The organism is Legionella lytica (genome assembly GCF_044626755.1).
GTDB lineage: Bacteria > Pseudomonadota > Gammaproteobacteria > Legionellales > Legionellaceae > Legionella > Legionella lytica_A.
Genome location: NZ_JBGORX010000001.1, coordinates 1,597,074 through 1,619,132, shown reverse-complemented (window position 1 = coordinate 1,619,132; position 22,059 = coordinate 1,597,074). Strand labels below are relative to the sequence as shown.

Genomic DNA, 22,059 nt, shown 5'->3' with positions numbered 1-22,059 from the left:
AAGTAATAAGCCTGTCAAAACGTAGTTTTTGCTGGGGCAATAAAGTACACTGTGTTTTTATTTTCTCTTGTTTTGGGGCTTGTTATGACCTTTGATGACAAAAATAACATTGTTGAAGTTTGTATTTTTGAAAGTTTCTTGGCGAAATATTTTCTTGAGCATTCTGAAGTTTTTAGCGAGCTTTATAATAAAATATACGAGGCAATAGAAAATTTACGTAAGATTAATGAAAAAAATGAGGACTTTGAGCGAAAACTATATATGTCGCTCAGCCCACTAATACGAGATTATCCCGCTATTACTGATTTAACTGCTTTGAAGGAATCAGGTGGAGTGCTTGTATGGGATACATTTTTAAAGTATTTCACCGAAATCATCATGAGTATGGAGGGCTTACTTTATCCTGAGTTACAATTAGAAAATCCTGTAACCCCTCATAATGCATTGGCGCAGTATGGTTTATTTAGCAGTAACCCCGTTCAGGTTCAGAAACTAATATTGGAAAAAATACGCCCTGACTATTTGTTTACTGATGCTGAGAGGGGATGTATGGAGGTGAAAAAGGCTTTAGCCAAGCCTAGTTTTAATCTAGGGATTTTATTCGAAAATAAAATGACAGTGATACCCGAGAGCCTCGTAAATTATTTAAAGTTTGCCAATTACCCGAGTAAGCAAATTTATGCGCCCAAGGAAGATAGTGAGATGGCCGACTGGCTTCGTGAGCATTATTTGCCGGTGATTAGTGGTGCCTCAGGTTCTATTGGTAAGATAGTCAGTGCTCTAAGCACCTTGTGCATTTTCTCTTCCGAAGAATATAAACTTTTAGGATTATTAGTTGCGTCAGCGACAGTTGCTTTAGGGCATCATTCTTTTTTCGAAGTATTGAGACCATTGAGTTTTATGACCGGTTTTATCGAAGAGCAAAGTACTCTCTTAGAGTTTTATGAACAAGCAATTCCGCCAGAGATTAAAGCACTTGCATCCTATAAAGAACATATAAACGGCCCTGAAGGTGCTTTGTTGATTCAGGATATGGGGTTTGATGAAACCGATGAAGAGCAAGATGAAGAGGCATTAGTGCCCAGCAGTTTCTAGTAATGACAGGAGCAGCCTGTTTGATAAAACAGGCTACGCTTAATAAAAATCAATTGTAGTTTTCGTTATATCAACGGGACTTCTATATGGATATCTTATTAGCGGTTCAATCACCGTAGCAGAAGCTCGTTCTCTACAGATAATTTCAGAGCGAAAACAGCATCCCTGAAGCGATAAAATCGTTAATGCTAAAATGGTCCATTTCATTCTCAATCTCTATATTTATCAGCGTGTAGAATAAACAATAAAAAATTTATCTATATCAAGTATATACCATAAATCAGAGAAGTCAGAGGCGCAATTAGATCCTACCTCGAAAGAGCTCGGTGAAATACATAAGTAGTCTAAGTGAATAAGAGTTTGGTGAAGCAGTAGCGACAATGAGAAGAATAAGGTGTAAGCACTGAGATAAAAGTAGGATAAATACAGCAGCATATCTATGATTTATTTTTATTTTTTATCTTTTTTCCATATTATTCTCATGGGTATTGTCATAAATAAACTCCGACCCTACCGGAGTATGGTTAAAAAAGGAGAGTTCTCTTCCTTTCAGTTGAGGTTTAACCTGAGACATACGGCCAGTAAATGCAGGATAGTTTTCTGCAAGCCAAGGCGCTCTAGTTTCAAAGGTGTCCAAAGACATCACTTTATCCGGGGCAAGCCCATTTTCCAGGGTAAATTCTAACAGCATGGAAATGGCTATTTCATTGTTCCATTCAAATGCAATATCTAAAGCAGTCTGTTCCTCTTCGTTTTGCATCGTTAAGCTGGCTCCCCTGTTTAATAATAGTTGAATCATGAGTGGATTTTCTGGCGAATCAGGGGAGGCACATGCATAGTGAAAGGGGGTATTTCCAGAGTATGAAGGATGGTTAATATTTGCTTTTTGTAGTAACGTTTCTGCAATATCAACCCGACCTACAAATGATATAAGACATAAGGGGGTTACACCGTCCATGTTGCCTTGGTCAACAAGAATATCTTCGCGCGCGATTAGCAGCAGCACAATATCATGACATTCATATTCACAAGCGATGTACAAGGGAGTTTCTCCGATAACATTAGGTTCATTAACCAAGGTATCTCGACGTTCTAAAAGTGCTTGCGCGATTTTCGTATATTTTTTTGCACAAGCAAAGGATAAAGGTGACTGTTTCTTTAGATTGCTTTCATTAACGAGGGTATTGCGGTGAGCTATTAATGTTTGGGCAATCTCAAGATATCCTTTGGCACAGGCAATTAATAAAGGCGTTTCGCCATTGGGCGTTTTCGTGTTAATCAATGCATCTGGTTGTTGGAATAGCTCTTGCACGACACCAAGATTGCCGTGGCGGCAGGCTAAAAAAAGTAATCCTGTGTGGAGATGGTCATGCATTTTAGCTTGTTCGGCAGTAATAGGGTGTTGTGCATGCAAATGTTCCAGTGCGGATTGCAGTAGGTAGTTTTCCTTGGTGGTAAGTACTTCTACATTCATGACAACATGAGGGTATGGTGCTGGTCCAAATGACTTAAAAATGTTGTCGGCTAGTTCCTCTCTATTGAGGTTGCGAAAGTAGGTTGTATTTTCCTGCTGACCAAAGTCATTGATATCTATATAAAGCCAGGTATCGCTTTTATCGTATTTGAGGCAAATCGAATGATCGATATTTCTCAAGAGAATAGGGGGAAACATAGTTGTATCGTCAAATATATTTGCTAATTCATTTAAATAATCTTTCAGGTTGGTTTTATCAAAAGCGAATGGTCTATTAAATAAATGGGTTAATTTCGTGCCTTTAAGCTTTTCCGAGCTGATGAGTGGGTAAATTGTGGTTATGTCTTCTTGGGAAATGACGCCATCAAATAAATCGGCGTGTTTTTGAGGAACTAGATATAATTCTATCCCATCAAAAAAGGCCAGTATGTCGAGCAATTTTTGAGTTGCCTCCTCAATAGGGGGAATAGTGGATAGAGCTTTCTTTTTAGCCTCTTCTATCTCTTCTTTTAATCGAGCAAAGTTAGAGCGATAAGAAGCAATGAAATCAAGCCGCTTAAAAAAACTTTTTTCATCCACTGCGAGAAGTGCTTGGATTGCCATGAGTGCAACACCGTGGCATAAGCCCCTGTCTGATAATGGGTAGTCAAGTAAAGTTCCTAGCTTATATAAGTCTAAATGGGTTAATGTGGCCATAAGCCCTTCTTTTTAACAGAGGATGTTATTTTTGGTTCTTTTGTTTTATTTTAAATCATTGCTGGGGGCGCAACAAGACTTCATTTTGGCCCGTCATCCTCAATTCCTTGAGGATGACGGTTGTTTTGAGGGAATTTATTGGGTTAAAGGATTGTTATAATGGTTTAAATAGCGGGTTGCTAAGTGATACGAAGCATAATCGCTCAGGTGTCCTCCATCACGGAACAATGGCATACCATTTATATCGGCTCTGCACCGACCATGAGGGCATTGTACTTTTACTGGATCGATAATAATTAACTGAGCATATTTATGTTGCAGATGTGAAAATAGTTTATCTTGCCACTGCGACTTTTTCGTATTGATATCAAACTCACATTGCTTCGGATCATAATTCGCGCGTGTTTTTAGATGATGCAGAAAACAATGATATGAATTATTAGTTACAATGGATTTCATTAAAATTGGCTTTGCTCCTGAATTAATAATAATTTGCACTGCCGCATCTAATGCTTCTTCAATACGTTTTTTTACCCTTGCTTCAGATTCACGGGGAATTAACCGGTTGCCTAAATAACCATCCCAATTTTGGCCTAAGATAACAAAATCGTAATGATTTTTCTCGATCAGCGAATAGTAGCGTTGTGTTTGTTCATAGCATGCGGCGTAATCTTGGGCATTCCAATCATATTGACGTATTCCCGGTAATGAAAGACAGGCTGAAGTTGCATGGGAGGTGACTGAGATATTTGCTTTTTGGGCTAGTGTATCGATAAATCCCCAAAAATGATTGGCGTGAGAATCCCCAAATAAAAAGGCAGTTTTACTGTTGGTCTGATGTGCTCCCAGAACACAATTGTTACTGATGGCTACATTTTTTTCACCAAGACATAATGGTCTTTGGGGGTTATCGTATCGTTTAAGCCTGCTTGCGATTCGAGCTGTTTCCTCAAAACGCTGAGGATAGCCCTCATGATGTTTGACTAAAGAACTCCCCATATAAACGAGTGCTAGTGGGGTTAAGAATAAAAGAGCCAGGCTGTAACCGAATTTAAGGGTGTTAAACTTTTGGGCCGGCTTCTCAATAAATTTCCAGGATAAAAAGGAAATAATAAAAATAAAGCCAAAAGTAAACACGAAGTAGGAGGGGGTTTTGGCAATTTCCAAATAATGCATTAGTACAAATACTGGCCAATGCCAAATATATAAAGAATAAGAAATTAGGCCAATGAATACTAAAGGCTTTATGGATAGCATACGGGTAAACAAGGAGGGGGCGTTATTTTTACCAGCGGCGATGAGGATGCTTACCGCGATACATAAAATAAAGGCGTAAGCATTGGGAAAACCCCAGCTAATGTTACTGCGGGTTGCTATATAAAATATCGTCAAAAGGGCTGCGGCATTAAGCGCTTCGGAAATATATTTATTTAAGATAATCCGAGGTGAGCCAAAGACAACGCATGCGCCGATTAAAAACTCAAAAATCCGACTGGATAAGTAGTAATAGGTTTTACTGGGCTGCGTGGCAGAATAATATAACGCCAGTGCAAAAAAGCAGAGTGTGAGTGCGTAGATGAGCTTGCTCAACAAGCGCTGAGGACAAATACGATGTAATGCATACATGATGATGGGCAAGAGCAAATAGCATTGCCATTCTATGGATAATGACCAGGTATGTAACAAAGGTAATTCATTCGCTTTTGCTGAAAAATAGCCTTTGGTTGCTTTTTCAAAAAAGGAATTGGAAGTAAAAAGCGTAGTTTTACGAGCACTCTTGAAATAATTTACGAAATCTTCAGGTAAATAAAAAAGATAGGTGATGCAAATGGTGGTAAGAATTAAACAAATAAAGACAGGTTGTAATCGCCATAACCTACGCCTATAAAATTCGATGAATGAAAAACGATTTTTTTGCAAAGAATGGTGCAGAATGCTGGTAATTAAAAATCCTGAAATGACAAAAAATATATCAACCCCAATAAAGCCTGAGGGAACTAATCTAAGGCCGCTATGGAACAATAAAACAAACAGAATCGCAATTGCTCTTAATCCATCAATATCAGGACGATAGGTCAAATTAATCTACCTTAAAATGCTTATGGGCGCATTTTATAGCATAATTTTATTCGTTTATAGTGGGGGAATTGGTAGGGGTTCTGTTCGATTTATAAGAAGTGTTTTACAATCCACTACCAGCTTACCTACATCAAATCAAACTATTTATAGAGGGAATTATGAAGGAATTAATACAGGCTCTAACCACTAATCCAGATGAGTTTATCCGTATACTTTCAGAAAACCCGCAAGGTTTTTCTCTTGAGTATGCTGCTTATTTGGATGAAATTGATCCACTAAAAAGCACACACGAATTATTTGCTTATGATGATTTGATTCCTTTTGCAGGTCACTCTTTAGGACCTGTCTTCAAACCTGCGGTGGCCGAGCTCGAGCGCATCAATCAATTACAAGCAATGCAGCTACACGAAGGACATTTTTCTGAAACTAAAGATGCGAGTGGAAATTGGTTTGATTGTGATATTGAGCAGGATGCGATTTCCGCCATGCAAGCCATGCTGGGTTTTTCGGAGCCCTATGAATTTCTCTTCACTCAAGAGGGGTTGTCCGCTAATCTTGGTCGTTTGCTGGATACCTTTTACCGACCCACTTTAACGGATTGGCAGTCAGGTAGAACCGCCATTTGCCATTTAGGAAAGGAGTTTTTTTCTGACCAGGCGATTATTGAGTCTGTTTTGAAACGAGGGGTACAACAGGCAAAAAATTTGGGGGTATTTGCTAATTCAATCTCTCCTCCTAAACCTGAGCAGCTTAGCTTAAAAATTCTTCCGGATGAAAAAGGGCTTTATTCTGAAGAGGCAATTATCGCCTTCATCAAAAAAAATGTAGACCAAATTCAAATTATTCATTTATCTGACGTGGTATTTAGTACCGGACAGCGGCTGGATCTACAGCACATTTTCACTGAACTAAAAGACCTTATCGCGCACCATCAGATTATTGTGGGGTTGGATTTAGCACACACTGTGGGAAATAGGACATTAATGCTGTGCAACCTTCCGGTTACTTATGCGGTAGGGTGTAGCTACAAACACCTCTGTGGTTCTGCAGGTAGCGGTTTTGGTATTTATGTGAATAAAGAAACTGATTTAGAAAAGTACCCACCGCTGCAAGGATGGAAAGCGGCTGTCTCAGAAAAGGTTTTTGCGGTTATTGATGGTTATGATGCACAAATTATGATGTCGAAGGGTGCTTGGGCCTTTCGTTGCAGTAATCCTTCCCCGGTCGCTCTTGCTCCAGTAAAAACCTATGCGAAAGCGATGGGGCAGCTCGGTTGGGATAAGCTTCAGACCAAATCAGAATGTCTTACACGTTATATGCGTTGGGTATTGCAACAGCAGATGGGAAAGCACATTGAATGGATTACTCCAGAAGAACCTGCACAGCGTGGCGCGATGTTAGTTTTTCGGTTGCATGGTATTGATGATGTCAGTGAGGTTGAAACTTTGTTGAAACAAAAAAGTGAGCTAGGGCGATTTGAAATTGACGTACGCCCACCCAATAATATCCGGGTCACAGCACACTATGGCTATACCCGTTTTGCAGATATATACAAAATGATTCTAAGCTTAAAGCATGTAATATGTTTATTGTTTGATCAAAAAGAGCGGGCGACATCCAGACAGGGAAATGGTTTTTTTGATAAGCCTATTAGCCCGGAACGAATAAACCAAGCAGATGTGCCGGCGCAAGATTCAAGTTTGGCGATGTCTAGCTGTTTATAGGGATATTATGGGAGTTGGTTCAATGCTAATTAAAAACATCTATGTTTATAATACGATTGGAGTTAAGGAATTAAAGCATGTACTGATTACTAATCGGGGAGAGCAAATAGTTTTTGAGCTCGATACGGATCTATCTCAGCTGCAAGACCTTGATGTTATTGACTCAAAAGGTAGTTATTTCTTAATGCCAGGAATGTTGGACTCTCATGTTCATGGGCAGGGAGGCATTGATTTTGCTGATTTAGGCGATGAGGTTGATGATGCTCGTTTAGAGCACATCGTGAAGTCCCTAGGAGCAACAGGTCTTGCGTATGCCTTGGCAACATTAGTATCTATGCCTATTGCTTCCATAAAAAAATCATTGATAAAAATTAATGAATTTATGCAAAAACAAGAGCAAAATCCTGTCCCCGGTCAAACCCAAATTCTTGGGGTGCATTTGGAGGGTCCATTTATCTCCAAACAATGTAAAGGAGCTCATGCGGAAGGTGTGCTGCAAGAAAGCATTTCTATGAGCCAGTTTAGAGATATTATTGATGTAGCCCCGAATATTAAACATTGGAAAATAACCATGGCGCCTGATTTGTTCGGCGCTGAAGAGTTTATTAAACAATGCAAAACACTGGAGCAAGACGGCCTTTTCGTAAAGGTTTTCATTGGTCATTGTAATCCGGAAAGCATGGAGTCTATTGAACGTGCTATTGATGCAGGAGCCTGCGGGTTTACTCATCTGGGTAATGCATGTCAAGAAACATGCAGTCGGAGTACGCGGGAGCTAAGTATTCATGATGCTAAAAGCCGTCTCGTACAGTGGGTACTTAGCAATCCTGAACGCTGTCCGCCAGGAGTTGAGTTAATTACTGATGGGGTGCATTTATCCGCTTCCTTTATTTCACTTGTGCACCGTACGATTAAAAATAAAATTATTCTTGTAACCGATGCTTTAGGCCCTACAGGGTGTAAGAATGGGTTATATAAACTGGGTTCGATGGATATTTGCCAAGATCAGGCTAGTTTTTATTTGACCAATGGGATTGGTGATTTTCTGATGAAAGAAGGAATATTGCCTACTGGTGAAAAGGGTTTAGTAAAAATACTTGCTGGGAGTGCGGCTCCATTGTCCCTTTGCGTACAAAAATATTTTGAAGCGATGCCCTTGGAAACCGTTGAACAGAAGATGGATTTCGTGCATGCAGCACTGGTCACTAATACGAGAATGGGTTCTTTATCCAATGGGGCAATAAAAACCTTATCAGACATTAATAATTTTGCTGTCTTTAATAGTAAAGGCCAGCTTATTTTAAGCTCATGTCACGGAAAAATCATGGAACATCAATCATTGCATCCCAAGCAAGGGTTGCATCAGTATGGATTTTTACCCCCCTTACTTGCAAATGGGGATAACAAAGACCATGGACACAGTAGCTCGTATACCTTGAGATAGACAATGAATGTTTTGATCTATACTCAATAGTAATTGATTGCACACAGGAAAAAAAATGAGCCTAAATAAATTGGATGATCAACAGTTAATATTTTTTCAAAACTTGGTTCCAGGAGCCCAGAATTCTCCTTTTATAGACCGTTATAAGGATGCTTATTTAAAGGATGAAGCACCTAATAGTGAACGCAAATTATTTTTAAATGCCTTCCCGCCAGTCCTATCGTTTTTCGAAAAGCAGAAAAAAGAATTTTATGCTCAAGAGGCACAAAATTGTTCGCAGTTTTGTTGTGGGGGCATGGGGGTATCCTATGGCATAGAAGGGGATGTGAATTTTAAAGCGATGGATAATTATATGTTTTCTGCCGGTTCTGGTACTCTTTATGAAGGAAGTGCAAATAACATTAAGTCACAAATCCAGAATGATATTCAACAAAGTGGATTTGGCAGTAAACAGCAGAATGATTTAATTAGTGGCTTAAAACAGTTTAATTCTGCCACTACAGATAGAACACAACGTATGGCTATGGAATCGCCGCAGATGAGTGAAATGACAGGCCCAGAAGATAGCTCATTTAATCCGTTTAAAACAGCACCTACTCCACCCAAGGAGTAGATGTAGGCGCTGTCACAAATGGGAGCAGGCCTTATCACAGCCTGCGATAAATTCAGATTAATTCAAAGCCTTCGCCTGATGGTTATTTTCTTGCTGATCATCATCACCACAGGCGTGAACCCAAGTAGATAATAGTCGACTAAAAAAGCTTAAACTTTCAACTAAAGCATTAATTGGTGTCATAACAGCCAGACCTACCGCTAAGCTAAAGTGTACGCCTAGATTACGAACATCTTGCAGGGCATGTCTTGGTTTGCAAATAGCTATGTTGGTGAGTAAATTAATTGCATTAGTAACCGCTTCAGCTGCCTGTGCTAATGAATAAAATCCGCTTTGGAACCCAATCCCCAGCGGAGCAAAACCTTGACTTATAAGTTCCACTGCATCGTTATAGGGAGCGAAAAATCGAGTGCTTTTGAAATAAGCTGATGAGGGTAGTGTTGTAGTGTGTTTATTAATTTCTTTAGAAAACTTTTCGACTAATCCGCGTTGGCTTAAATCTTCACGAGGTTCTTCACCTACAAACCATGAAGCAATGAGTCGAGTCAGTACGGTAACTGAATTGGTCAATGCATGGATAGGCGCCATCACGCCAATACAAATACTTAGAGTAATATTACTCGCAACATCATTAAGTGCTTCAGCAGTATAACGAGGCTTTAAGATTAATAAATTACCTACGGCTCGCATTGCTGCCCATACCGCACGAGCTGTGTAATAACAAGTGGCTAAAGCATTCATAATAGGTAATCCAGCCGTGAGAGCAAGGCTACCCCAAAACTCCCCACTATTAGAAAAGTGAGTGGTAAATCGTTGAGGCGAAAGATAATTACTGTCCGGTAATATGCCACTTTTAGTTAATGTAGTAAATTCATCATGATAGTTCATAAGTTCTCTTTTATGAGTATTTTCGAAACCGGAAGTATAACAAAATTCCATCAATGGTCAATATTGACTCATTTTGTGCTGGTGGAGTATTCATACCGCATATGTGGTTTAGAAAACCGAATTACTGCGGCGATTCTCTTCACGGTATAAAGTTTGGAGAAACAAGCTAATCCTGAATTACCGCGGTCAATCCGCGGTAATTCATCGCGGCAGAGGAACGTACAGCTCAGGTGAACATACTTACACATGTTGGTTTCCTGCAAATGAGTTATTTCTGTTGTGTAAGTCCCGTGGTATTTCTAAATAGAATTCCCATCATTACCATGGCCATAGGTAGGGTCCAAAAAAGGCCAATGCCTAATGGTATGGAACTAATCGCTAGGATTACTCCCATCAGCAGCGAACAAATAATTAGAAGAAGTGCATTATGATATAAAATAGAGCCGGTTTGTTTTAATGCTGCTAAGAGACCATCTCCTTTGGTAATCATTAAGGGAATAGTGAATCCCTGCATCGCAAAACACAGCACTGAGTAAACAATGTTTCCAAGTATCGGCATGGGTGCTTTCATCCCCGGGTAAAGGAGTTTAAGGAGTTCGCCACTGTATCCAATGAGCAATAAAATGAGAAAAATCAAAAAAATAATTCCTGAACGACGCAGGTATTGTGGAAATAGTTTACTTAGGTTCGGAGCTAGACCAATGGCACGTCGGATTCCTAGTAGGACCATTAAGTTACCTATAGTAAACAGTGAGTAATTTAATAAAATGAATGCAACGAGAAGACTCAGTAGGGTCGAAAGGCTAGCAGTAGCTACATCAGCGAGGGAAAATAAGGTATTGGAAAGAAATATAATAGGAAGAAAGTAGATAAGGGCCATTCCTATAGGCAGTAAAATGCCCAATACAAAAATAAGTAATTTAATCCCATAAGTAAGTTGCCATGCTTCTTTGAATATAGAAGCTACTTGGGAGAGGGTATTCTTCTCATTAGAGTTATTCTGCAGTTTAGGTTGTTGCATAGCGCACTATTGAAGTCATAAATAAATAGTATAAACCAGAATCGGGAAAAATATTTGCTTGTTGGTAAGATAAAAAATCTCGTCATTGCGAATGGAGTGAGCCAAGCAGTACAGTGTTTCGCAATGACGAAAAGTATCTACATTAATGTACTAATTTAATAGCAAAAGGTTGTAGATGGTCGTTGGTTTTTAAGAAATCTCGAAGCTCTTCTGCTCCTTTAACTGTTGCCGATGAATGGATCCCTGTAGTGCAAGTTTTGTCATTATAAGCATCAGTCACAATAACATAGTCCCCTTTATTTTGCACAAGTGAGCACCGGCAAGCTGCTTTGCTTGGATCTTTTTTATCAATTGTACAAGGGCTATCTAGGCACCAAGCCCAGGGCCGCTCATTTTTACAAATAGCATAGGATTTAATGGGGTAATAGCGTGATTTAATTTCTGCATCTTTAGTGCCTTTTTTTAGGCTTGAACAGGATTCTTTGCCAGCCGAATATCCTTGTTGAACGCTACAATGACAAGAAACCCAACCCTTTTTTCCTGGTATTGGCTCACACAAGGCAGTAGTACATAAAGCGAATTTACCTTTACATACAGTAAAATTAGTGTTTTTTGCGCTGACATGGTAACTAATGAGCACTAATAGGATAGAAAGTAGACTTTTTTTCATGGCAAATATCCTTATTCGTCTGTTATAGGCTGTGATGTCATCCGAACACGGTGAGATAGCCTCGAATGAGATTTCGTTAATTTCAGATGTAAAAAATATCTTTTACATGGTATTAAATGTGGGTATTTCTTTGGATTTTGTCAAGCAGATAAATGGGGGATTCTTTGTGATAAGGAGAAGATATATATGCCACGTCCTTGTGGCGCCACCTCTCATCCCTGAGGCGTTGATACTCCCTGTGTCGACATCCATTGTCTCATCTCACTCTTTAAGTTTAGAACACGCAGATTAAAAAAGCATCATATAAAATGATTAAATTTTTGTAAGATATTTCTCAATTCTTACAAAAAGTCCTCATTTTTATATTGGTCGGTATTCTGTGGTGAGCTGAGCCTCTGGATTCTTTTCATTTTTAGTCCGAGCAAACAAATAACTATAGATTGAGCTGAAATAGGATTGTTCTTCTTTGGGTTGAGCTGCAGGCATCATCCTGTTCATAATGGCAGGGCTGTCGACCAGTTCCTCTGCCTCTACTTCTTGTGGATGTTCCACGAGTTGTGGTGGGTTTGGCGCGCTAAAACATCCTTTATAAATGCTACGGCATGCATAGGTAATTAATGCTGCTTCGGCAATTAAAATACTGACACAGGCAAGGGGCGGCAGTTTGAATGCAACAAGGGTCAATGCAATAAGCGCTGCCGTTCCTAACAAAGCAAGTAGGCCGTAATATACAACGGCTGATTTTAATAATTTACCAATACCACTTTCTCCGCGAAGACTGGGAAAAAAGCTTTTAATTGATGGGGTGATTAATTGGCCAATAAAATGTACGCTACTGGAGAGGATATGCCCGACTTTGTAAGCGGATTGGAGAAAATAATTCGATTTACTTTGGTTTTTTCCAATATAGCAGTACTCTTCGGCAAGCCCAGGTAGTAGCTCGGTAATGAGTTTCGCCGTACTGCTTGGTAAAACTAAGAGAGCTATAGAAAGATGGAAAATGATTCGCGGTATTGCTAAAGGGACTGTGGTCCACCCCAGTTGTTTATTTTTTTCATCTTCAACATCCCAATGGATTGTGTTTTTTAATACATCGAAGAATGAGAGCTCATTTGAATGTCGCGGCTGATTGGGTAAATTAAAAAAAGAGGTCACTGCAACCAAGGGTTGAGAAACATATTGGTAATCCTCTTCTGTTAAGCGTTTAGCACCTGATTCATTGTATAAAGGATATGTTTCGGTATAAACGGTAATAAATGATTTTTTGGTGAAGCTTTTTTCATTCGAGGTATTGTTCAGCACTGTAAATCGTTCCAAAAGGAAAAATCGTATTATACCAGTGTTCCAAAATTACTCAAGAAGAGGGTAATTTGGATTATTGAGTTACCTTCGATGCAGAATGGTATTTGATTGATAAAAAAATAAAATCCTAAGAAGCATTCTCTGAGAGCAATTCCAGGGAATAAAGGCGGCCATGCAATTTTTTGTTATGGTTATCCCTGAACTTGGGTCAATCGTTGCATAAACCGCTCCTTGTTAACACACCTAAGACAAATTATTACTAGGACGCAATAAAACCACCTTATATAACTATCATACTACGCCCCTTTGCAATTGAGGTTAAAGTATCGTACACGACTTAGCACAGGAGATAGGATGAGCAATAGTAGGTGATTTATTATTAAAAAAACGCTGCTGAGACATATTGCTTTCCCATGCGATCCGCACTGGGGGTGGCTTTGTACCGGGAGAGTCGAGGCTAAACGAATATCTTAACACGGGGGAAGAGGCCTTGGGGGCCGCTATTGGCGGGGCCTGATATATGGGGCGCGGGGGCTCTTGGGTCAAGGGTAAAACTCTATTTGGGTTGTGATAATTGAGAAGAGAAGGGGAGGAGGGCGCTGCACAGGCAGATGGCAAGTTTCTTATCGAGCGTTTTCTTATTTCCTCTTGCACCTCTTCTACCTCAACAGCAGAATGATAGGCCGCTTGCCCTTTAGGCCCAAAAATAGTGCTAATTGAGGCGAGTGCCTCTGCTTCACTTTTAGGAAAACTGCCTGATTTTCGATTAATTAGTAGGAACTCGCCATTGAGATAATAAAGTTCACCACCAACAATTTTATCTTCTTCAGCGTATTTTTTATAAGGGGCGATTAAAAAATCATGCCCGGATTTGGAAGTATCTTTTCTCAATAGTAAGAGGGGTTTTGCAACCGCATTAGCATTTTCTAATGTTTTATGAGGGCAAATAACATAAATGTAATCATTTGTTATTATTTTACTAAATCCCTTAATGTTAGGTATTTGCGCCTCATCAAAACAAAGCTTGGATTGGGTATCTGATAATAACGATTTCGCCTGGTATTGATAATATTGAGCATCTTTTATAAATAAGAAAGAAGCAGTTTTCAAGGCACTCCATGGTTCTTCCTTATCTGGCAAACTGCCCACTAAGTGGTAACCTTGATTTTGCAACATAGTTATTCGCGCTTGCGCACTTTGATAGCTGTAGGTTTCTTTTCGAGGATGAGGAGTACTTTTATTCTGGAACATTTTCACTCTCAGCAAAATATTAAGTGTAGCGTATCTTGGTAGGTCTGAATATGTTGGAGCAATTCTTTGCATAATGTGGCAAGAAATTCATCATGAGTATGGGGCTTGGCGTTGTATTCGTTATTGTTTTAAAATGCCACCATATTGTTTGTATCATTCCCAAAAGTGGGCTGTGCAGCCCAGCTTACAGGTTATCTGTGTTTATTATTTAAAATCTAATTGTCTCCATGCTTCATATAAAGCCACAGCAACGGTATTGGATAGATTTAAACTGCGATTATTTTCTCGCATGGGTATGTAAAGCGACTGGTATTGATTTACTATTTCCCGAGGTAGGCCCCGAGATTCAGGCCCGAATAAAAGTATATCTTCCGGAGCATATTGAATGCTGCTATAGCTCGTGTGTGCATGGGTGCTAAAAGGATAAATAGTTTTGTTCTGATGCTGTTGGATAAACGCCTCCCAACTATCATATTCAATAATTGAAGCCCATTCATGATAGTCCAAACCTGCACGTCTTAAGGATTTTTCTTCCAGGGAAAATCCAAGAGGATGGATTAAATGTAATTTTGCCCCGGTATTGGCGCATAAGCGAATAATATTTCCCGTATTGGGCGGAATTTCAGGTTCGTAAAGAGCAATATGAAACATAAGTTTTATTCTGTTGGTGATAATTAATAGATAATGTGAATAATAAAGGTTGGAGCGGGGATTAAGCAAATAGATTTATATTCGCAGGTGTTCTCCATGCATGTTATTGCGATTAAGTTCCTGACTCTAACATGCTCCCTATATCGACATGCCCTCGCTTTAAATAAACTTGTGGCTCACTAAAAAATCATGGGCTACTTTTTGTGGTGGGATTTTTTTTACATCGATGAGGTAATTTAAATGCTGCATCGTTTTATTATCTAGAGTTCCCAATAGTGGCGCTAATACTAAGGATATTTGAGGATAGTTTTTAAGCGTTGCCTTGCGAATTATGGGGGCTGCCTCATAGGGGGGATAAAAATGCTTATCGTCATATAAGATGCTTAGATTAAATTCGGGTATCTTGCCATCGGTAGTAAAGGCTTCGATTGCTTGTACGACATCATTTTTTATCGCTTGATAAACCAGATTAGGCTGCATTTGGATGATTTTCTGAAAATGAAAATCATAGGTTCGAGTAAGGCCAGGCAATCCATCGGAACGTTTTAAAAACTCAGCAGGAACAGCAAGCTTCAGTTTATTAGCTATCTGGCTTAAGTCACTTAAATTGTTCAAATGATGTTTTTGAGCAAATTCTTTTTTGACGGCTAAGGTTTCGGCATTTTCAAATCCAAAAGGGGATAGCCAAATCAGGTCGTAATTTTTTTTGTAGAGGTTGCTAACGTAATCATAGAGTTGCTGGGGATTTTGCCGATCTTCTTTTTTTAGCACCACCCGATACGCAGTGCCCGTATATTCTGGATAGAGGTCAATTTGCCCTGTTAATAAAGCATTATGTAAAATGGTCGTGCTTCCCAGATTAAATTTTTTCACCACCTGCAAATCTGTTTTTGCCTCTAGTAATTCTGCCATTAAATGGGCTAATAGGTATTGTTCAGTAAAGTCTTTAGAACCAATAACTATAATCTGTTTGGGGATGCATGAAGAAACTAGCGGTTGGGCGACAAGGACAAACAAGGTCCCGGTAATGAGACCCACTAAAATCAGTTTCATTTTTTTAAAGCGTAGGCTTAAACGATGTCGACCTGATAGTAAAATGGTCGAAGTTGCGAGGACATAGTCGACACTTAAGGCAAGTAAAGCAACGGGAATCGCACCTAATAAAATGAGCAGAGGATCATTTAAGGATAAACCCTGGGTAATAAAATCACCCAAGCCCCCTGCACCAATAAAGGCGGCAATCGTCGTAATTCCTATGACCATTACCATGGCGGTGCGAATACCGGTCATGATTACGGGAAGGGCTAGAGGCAGCTCAACAAGGCATAAGCGTTGCCAGCGCGTAAAACCTAAACTCTTTGCTACGAGCAGGTAGTGGTTGGGAATTTCTTTTAATCCGGTATAGGTGGTACTGGTAATCGGTAATAAGGCGTAAACAATCAAGACAATTAATGTAGGGGCTAAGCCAATTCCGACTAGGGGAATCAAAAAGCCGAGTAAGGCAATGCTGGGAATGGTTTGAAAGATATTGGTTAGCGTAAGAATGGGAATTCTTAATTTAGAGGAGTGGTTAATAAGCAAGCCTAAACTGACACCAATCAAAACCGCGATAAGCATCGCAGAAAGTGATATGGAGATATGCTCAATTAATTTAGTATATAGCTCCGGTAAATGTGTTTTGATTACATCCCACGAATTATCCATAATTTGTTTTATTCAGTAATTGTTTTACAAAATCGGTGGCAGGTTGGCGGAACACCTCTTCTTTTGAGCCGACTTGCTCAAGGCTACCGTGATGCATAATGGCAACTCGGTCCGCTAAGCGAAAGGCTTCATTTATATCATGAGTAACAAAAATAATGGTTTTATTAATTTTTTTCTTTAACTCAATGATTTCATTTTGCAAGGAATCGCGAGTAATTGCATCCAGGGCGGCAAAAGGCTCATCCATAAATAGGTAATTAGGATCTGTTGCTAAAGCACGAGCAACACCAACTCGTTGTTGTTCGCCGCCTGATAGCTCATCAGGATAACGATTAAGGTAGTGCTCCGGATTCAAATTAACTAATTCTAATACTTGATGGACACGACTGATGCGTTTTCTCTTTTTAATACCCATTAAGCGCATGAGAATAGCTACATTTTGACCCACGGTCATATGTGGAAATAAGCCGGCATGTTGAAATACAAATCCTATTGAGCGTCGCAATTGAACTTGAGGATAATCATCGATTAATTGGCCATCAATTTCTATCCTACCGGAGCTAGGCGTTAGGGTATTATTTATTAGTTGCAGCAGGGTGGATTTGCCACTTCCTGAAGACCCTAAAAGTACAAATGTTTCTCCATTCGCAACTCTAAGGTTAACGTTTTTAACCGCGTAAGATACATTGCCATCAAATGATTTGTGCACATCATGTAGTGTGATCATCGCCAGTTAATAGTTCTTCCAAGAGATCTACATAATAATACCTATATAAATGAGTTGTAAATGATATGTAAATTTAATATGCAGAGTACCAAGCTTGGGTTTTCTTTAAATGATTATGGACTCTTAGATGTAAGAATAGGTGCTCTTTTGCCGCGTTTAGATGTTGATGCTCGATTAAAAAAGGCCCTGAGTGAATTTTTAGAACATTATCGTGAATTTTATCAAAGAATTAATATTATTGTGGATGCGATGGGAGCTGAAGACATTCTCATCGCGGACAAGCCCCGGGAGGTCGAGCAAGAAAGGATTTCTCCGTACCGCTCGTAAACGTTACGGATTTAAGATGTCTGGATATTCAGCCAGATTGCATTTGAGAGCTTATCTATGCCAAGTGCTGCCGTGTCGTACTGCTTTGCAACTACCATTGTAGCAAGCCTTATGAACAGATGTTTTGTGGCATGTATTGCCTACACAATTCACATGATTTCTGTTGCTGACCCACGCTGCAAAGCTGGTAGAGGTAAAACTGATGATTACTAAGCCTAATACAACTTTTTTCATATGGGACATGAACATAGAATTGCTCCTTGATTAAATTTTATATCCTCAAGAAGAGTATAGTTGAACGTCCATAATTTGCATATTTAATGCTCGATACGGGTTATTTTTGTCCTTTTGCCTATTCCGAATTATCCTGGCTTGACCATTAAAGACTGAAACCCAAGAAATAGGACAACTCAATTAAAAGAATAAAATGAAATTGATGACGCAGTCAGTGGATACCGTGGTTAAGCCACGGTAATCGGGAGTGGTGGTATTCTATGGTGAGCTCTCAGAGTTAAGCCCGCGTAATGCGAAGGGATTATTGGTCAAGCTAAATTGGCTAATTGAAGGCAGAGCTTGCTATTAAAACAAGCTCTCCTCCACAGGTGCCATTTGTCCTTGATCATTACTCGCATTATAAACCAGAGCCGGATCTTCCTCAGCAGGAATTTCCTTCTGACGGAAATACTCAATAATGCCATTAGGCTGATTGGGTCTAGCCAGTAGACCACTGCTGGGGTCAATGCGTACGGCAACTACTTCTTCAGGTTGCTTCATATCATGCTCAGGTTTACCTTTAAGCGCTACTTTCATGAAGTCAATCCACAAGGGTAGGGCAAGACTCGCTGCGTATTCATGTAATGATTTGGGATTATCGAAACCTATCCATGAGGTAACAACTAAATCACCATTAAATCCAGCAAACCAGGCATCTACTTGATCGTTGGTGGTACCGGTTTTACCGGCAATATCTTGGCGATTAAGTGCTCTTGCTGCTCTTGCTGTACCGTGTTGAATTACATCTTTTAGGGCAGAGGTCATGAGATAAGCAATATCTGCAGGAATTACTCTGGGCGCTAAGGCTGAATGATCCACACTGGTATCACACTGCGAACAGGCAACAGAAGGTTTTGCTTGCAACAGAACTTTACCGTCTTTATCGGTAATGTGATCGATAAGATAAGGCTCTACTTTGTAACCACCGTTGGCAAATACAGCATAGGCAGCAGTTAAGTCCATAGGGCTAATTGACAAACTTCCTAAGGCAAGAGACAAGCCTCTGGGTAATGTTTTCTTGTTAAAGCCAAAACGCGCGAGGAAGTCGATGGAGTAATTAATCCCAATATCATCCAGAATACGAATAGATACCAGGTTTTTCGACTGAACCAAGGCTTGTTTTAAGCGAGTTGGTCCATTGAATTTTAAATTAACATTATGTGGACGCCATAAGTTAGGCTGGCTTGGATCATCCACAACAATTGGCGCATCGTTAATCAGGGTTGCCAAGCTGTAACCATTATTTAATGCTGCTGCATAAACAAAGGGTTTGAAGCTAGAGCCAGGCTGTCTGCTTGATTGAGTGGCACGGTTAAATTTGCTTTTCTGGAAGTTAAATCCACCGACTAATACTTCGATTGCACCATTGTTAGGATTTAAGGCGACCATAGCTGATTCGGCTTCAGGTATTTGGGCTAATTCCCAGTGCTCTTTGGTTGAATGCACATAGACGATGTCGCCTACCCTAACCACGTGCATGGCCTTAGTTGGTGCTTTACCCATCCAGCCACTTTTCAGTGCGGGTCTTGCCCAAGATAAACCTGACCAAGGAATAATTACAGTATGCCCATTTTGTAGGGTTACCGTTGCTGCACGGTCATGAACTTCAGTAACTACAGCTGGAACCAAATGGTTCAGCGCAGGGTATTTTTCCAGGTTCTTTTGAATTGCACGTAAGGATTTGCTGTCTTGCTCACCAATCGTAGCAATCGGACCGCGATAACCATGACGGTGATCATAGGCAATTAGATTTTTCTCTACAACTTGGTTTGCGGTATTTTGTAGATTACCGTCAATGCTGGTGTACACCTTATAGCCTTTAGTGTAGGCATCGGGACCGAAGTTGTCATATAAAGATTGACGAATCATTTCAGCAACATAAGGTGCGCTTACTTTAATGTCGGTGCCATGATATTTGGCCGTGATTGGTTGGTTAATCGCCTCTTGGTATTGCTCTTCAGTGATATACTTTTCTTCCAGAAGACGTTCTAATACGTGGTCGCGACGTTTTTTAGCTGCGAGTGGATTGGCAATAGGATTTTGGGTTGATGGTGCCTGAGGAAGTCCCGCAAGCATTGCCAATTCTGCTAAATTAAGTTCTTTTAGAGTTTTGCCATAATAAACCATAGCAGCCGCTCCAACTCCATAAGCGCGGTTACCTAAATAAATACGATTTAGATAGAGCTCTAGGATTTTCTCTTTGCTGAGTTCGCGGTCTATTTTTATAGCCAACATGATTTCATTGAATTTACGTAAAAAAGTTTTTTTACGTGACAGGAAAAAGTTTCGTGCTACCTGCATGGTGATGGTACTACCACCTTGAGACTTGGTTCCAGTACGAACCATACGTACTGCGGCACGTCCCAACCCCATGATGTCAACGCCGGGATGTTCAAAAAAGCGTTGATCTTCTGTAGCAACCAAGGCATGGATTAGGGTTTGGGGTATTTCTTCATATGTTACAGGAATACGTTTTTTCTCGCCGTATTCTTGGATCAATAAACCTTCTTTACTGAAAATCTGTAACGGAACTTGGAGTTGGACTGTTTTTAATGAGTCTACATTAGGTAGTTGGCTTTCTAGGTAAAGGTACACGAAGCTACCTGCAACTAGTAAAAGGAAACACAGGCTCATTAGCGCCCATAGACCTTTACGCCAGAAATATGCCATTTTTTTCATAGAGTCATGTTGTTTAAAATGAAATTAGGGGCGTATTATACCGTGATTCCTCATAAGATTGCGAGTTTTGTACAAAAAAGAGCAGAATTTTGCAATTAGATTAGATTTATTTAGGAATGCAGCCCGTATTCGCATAGCGTAATACGGGTTTGGGAGCCTCAAAACCCCGTATGGGGAATTCGTTTAAAGGTCAAATGTTGCTGAAGTTTCCGGGTCCTCTGATGTTGAGTTGCTTTGAGGTCTTCCCATCGTTCTATTGAGATTATTAAGACCATACATTAGTTGTGGGTAGGGATATTGGCCGGTGAGGAATGGAGATAAAACGCCAGTAGGAGCGCGTCTCGTTTTTTCCTCTTTGAGGGTTTTCAATTCTTGCTGCATTTTTTCCATCGTGAGGTTTTGCTCAGCAATTTTGGCTTCGGCTTCTTTCAATGCCTCTTCGGTTTTGTTCAGTTGGGCTTCGGTCTCTTTTAAACCCTCTTCTGTTTTGCTAAGCTTTGCTTCTAGGATTTTACGTTCTTGAGCTTCAGCCTCTCTGGTTTTTTGCAGTTCATTAAGCGTGTTTTGCAACTCGAGCAACTTTTCTTCTTTCGTTTTTAGTTTTACTTCCAAATCCTGAAGCTCACTACTCAAAGCGCTATATTCTTCACCATATTGTTTTTTCATTCCCTCGATAATTGCTTTATGTTGGGCCGCCATCAGTGCATGTTGATGACTTTCGCAGATGTGTTCTGCAACAATCCTGATTTCACTCGTGGTGGATAGCTCTGTAAGATTAAATCGATCTAATAGCTCCACTTTAACGAGATCGCCAGAATTACATAAAGGGGAACTTTTTAGCATCCCAAAGATATTACCCATCCTTTTCGAGTCAATCATGCCATGTAGACCTAATTTAATTGGCGTTGGCTCATTGAGTCTTTTAATGCGCGCTTCGTAAATGTTTTCTTTCTGAGTGATTAATAGACCTTTAAAGTCTATAAGCAACATCGTGATTTTATTTTTATAGTCATCAAACTCGCTATGTGTTGACTCATCATCGGACTCTAAAAAAGGAGTTGTTCGTAGAGATAATTCTCTAAGTATTTTAATTTCATCTTTGATAAACGTAAGTAAATCAATGCGCTTAAAGTCTGCGTATTTTGTAGTACACTCTACATTTAATCTTGCGAATTCTTGGTCAGACTCGTCTAATTGCAACAGTTTCATTGCATAGTCGCGAGCAGCTTTCTTCACTGCAGTGGGTTCGGTTTCCTTAATACAAACATTGATTCCTTGGCTGTCGTGATAACGAACTAAAATCGTTGCCAGCGATGTAATTAAATCATTTAATGAATGTGCCATATAACTCTTCCTCCATAAAACAAATGTGAAATTCCATGACAGATTGGTTCTTCACTATATTAAATGTTTTCTTGGAGTGCAAGACGTTGAGAACGTA

Annotated in this window: 17 protein-coding genes; 5 read left to right on the top strand and 12 right to left on the bottom strand. The window is 39.8% G+C overall.

Annotated elements, in window-relative coordinates; translation table 11 throughout:
* Window positions 1–84 precede the first annotated feature (84 nt).
* The gene (locus tag ACD661_RS06800; protein WP_400187072.1) at window positions 85–1,095 is read left to right on the top strand and encodes a hypothetical protein; all 1,011 of its coding nucleotides are present in this window, start codon (window positions 85–87) and stop codon (window positions 1,093–1,095) included.
* A 457-nt stretch (window positions 1,096–1,552) separates the two neighbouring features.
* Here ACD661_RS06800 and ACD661_RS06795 read toward each other — a convergent pair whose 3' ends face one another.
* Complete coding sequence (locus tag ACD661_RS06795; protein WP_400187071.1) at window positions 1,553–3,265, bottom strand: ankyrin repeat domain-containing protein; 1,713 nt, start codon at window positions 3,263–3,265, stop codon at window positions 1,553–1,555.
* 135 nt (window positions 3,266–3,400) lie between these two features.
* Window positions 3,401–5,344 carry an acyltransferase family protein gene (locus tag ACD661_RS06790; RefSeq protein ID WP_400187070.1) on the bottom strand — a complete coding sequence of 648 codons (1,944 nt, stop codon included), beginning with the start codon at window positions 5,342–5,344 and terminating at the stop codon, window positions 3,401–3,403.
* Window positions 5,345–5,502: 158 nt separating this feature from the next.
* Between ACD661_RS06790 and ACD661_RS06785 the strand changes: the two genes are divergently transcribed.
* Genes ACD661_RS06785 through ACD661_RS06775 form a run of 3 tightly spaced genes read left to right on the top strand, consistent with a single transcriptional unit; the run spans window position 5,503 to window position 9,125 of the window.
* Window positions 5,503–7,068: a kynureninase/PvdN C-terminal domain-containing protein gene (locus ACD661_RS06785; RefSeq protein WP_400187069.1), complete on the top strand. Its 1,566-nt coding sequence runs from the start codon at window positions 5,503–5,505 to the stop codon at window positions 7,066–7,068.
* Between the two features lie 22 nt (window positions 7,069–7,090).
* Complete coding sequence (locus ACD661_RS06780) at window positions 7,091–8,512, top strand: N-acetylglucosamine-6-phosphate deacetylase (protein ID WP_400187068.1); 1,422 nt, start codon at window positions 7,091–7,093, stop codon at window positions 8,510–8,512.
* A 55-nt stretch (window positions 8,513–8,567) separates the two neighbouring features.
* Complete coding sequence (locus tag ACD661_RS06775; RefSeq protein WP_400187067.1) at window positions 8,568–9,125, top strand: hypothetical protein; 558 nt, start codon at window positions 8,568–8,570, stop codon at window positions 9,123–9,125.
* A gap of 57 nt (window positions 9,126–9,182) precedes the next feature.
* Here ACD661_RS06775 and ACD661_RS06770 read toward each other — a convergent pair whose 3' ends face one another.
* The 8 genes from ACD661_RS06770 to ACD661_RS06735 form a co-directional block, all read right to left on the bottom strand.
* Window positions 9,183–10,013, bottom strand: a complete 831-nt coding sequence (locus tag ACD661_RS06770) for a type IV secretion protein Dot (RefSeq protein WP_400187066.1) — start codon at window positions 10,011–10,013, stop codon at window positions 9,183–9,185.
* Between the two features lie 268 nt (window positions 10,014–10,281).
* Window positions 10,282–11,034, bottom strand: a complete 753-nt coding sequence (locus ACD661_RS06765; protein WP_400187065.1) for a hypothetical protein — start codon at window positions 11,032–11,034, stop codon at window positions 10,282–10,284.
* A 142-nt stretch (window positions 11,035–11,176) separates the two neighbouring features.
* Window positions 11,177–11,704 carry a hypothetical protein gene (locus tag ACD661_RS06760; protein ID WP_400187064.1) on the bottom strand — a complete coding sequence of 176 codons (528 nt, stop codon included), beginning with the start codon at window positions 11,702–11,704 and terminating at the stop codon, window positions 11,177–11,179.
* Between the two features lie 360 nt (window positions 11,705–12,064).
* Window positions 12,065–13,006: a hypothetical protein gene (locus tag ACD661_RS06755; RefSeq protein ID WP_400187063.1), complete on the bottom strand. Its 942-nt coding sequence runs from the start codon at window positions 13,004–13,006 to the stop codon at window positions 12,065–12,067.
* A gap of 318 nt (window positions 13,007–13,324) precedes the next feature.
* Window positions 13,325–14,257 (bottom strand): hypothetical protein, encoded by a 933-nt coding sequence (locus ACD661_RS06750; protein WP_400187062.1) that lies wholly within the window; start codon window positions 14,255–14,257, stop codon window positions 13,325–13,327.
* A 204-nt stretch (window positions 14,258–14,461) separates the two neighbouring features.
* Window positions 14,462–14,908 carry a tRNA (cytidine(34)-2'-O)-methyltransferase gene (locus ACD661_RS06745; RefSeq protein ID WP_400187061.1) on the bottom strand — a complete coding sequence of 149 codons (447 nt, stop codon included), beginning with the start codon at window positions 14,906–14,908 and terminating at the stop codon, window positions 14,462–14,464.
* A 159-nt stretch (window positions 14,909–15,067) separates the two neighbouring features.
* Window positions 15,068–16,612, bottom strand: coding sequence for a glycine betaine ABC transporter substrate-binding protein (locus ACD661_RS06740; protein ID WP_400187060.1), 1,545 nt, complete (start codon window positions 16,610–16,612; stop codon window positions 15,068–15,070).
* The gene (locus ACD661_RS06735) at window positions 16,605–17,339 is read right to left on the bottom strand and encodes an ATP-binding cassette domain-containing protein (RefSeq protein ID WP_400187059.1); all 735 of its coding nucleotides are present in this window, start codon (window positions 17,337–17,339) and stop codon (window positions 16,605–16,607) included. The genes ACD661_RS06740 and ACD661_RS06735 overlap by 8 nt, the downstream gene beginning before the upstream one ends.
* 60 nt (window positions 17,340–17,399) lie before the next feature.
* On the opposite strand from ACD661_RS06735, the gene ACD661_RS06730 reads away from it, so the two are divergent.
* Window positions 17,400–17,666, top strand: coding sequence for a hypothetical protein (locus ACD661_RS06730; RefSeq protein WP_400187058.1), 267 nt, complete (start codon window positions 17,400–17,402; stop codon window positions 17,664–17,666).
* Window positions 17,667–18,245: 579 nt separating this feature from the next.
* On the opposite strand, the gene ACD661_RS06725 is transcribed toward ACD661_RS06730, so the two are convergent.
* Both ACD661_RS06725 and ACD661_RS06720 read right to left on the bottom strand, forming a co-directional pair.
* Window positions 18,246–20,618 (bottom strand): penicillin-binding protein 1A, encoded by a 2,373-nt coding sequence (locus tag ACD661_RS06725; protein WP_400187057.1) that lies wholly within the window; start codon window positions 20,616–20,618, stop codon window positions 18,246–18,248.
* 183 nt (window positions 20,619–20,801) lie between these two features.
* On the bottom strand, window positions 20,802–21,962 hold the full coding sequence (locus tag ACD661_RS06720) for a hypothetical protein (RefSeq protein ID WP_400187056.1): 1,161 nt from the start codon (window positions 21,960–21,962) through the stop codon (window positions 20,802–20,804).
* Window positions 21,963–22,059 lie beyond the last annotated feature (97 nt).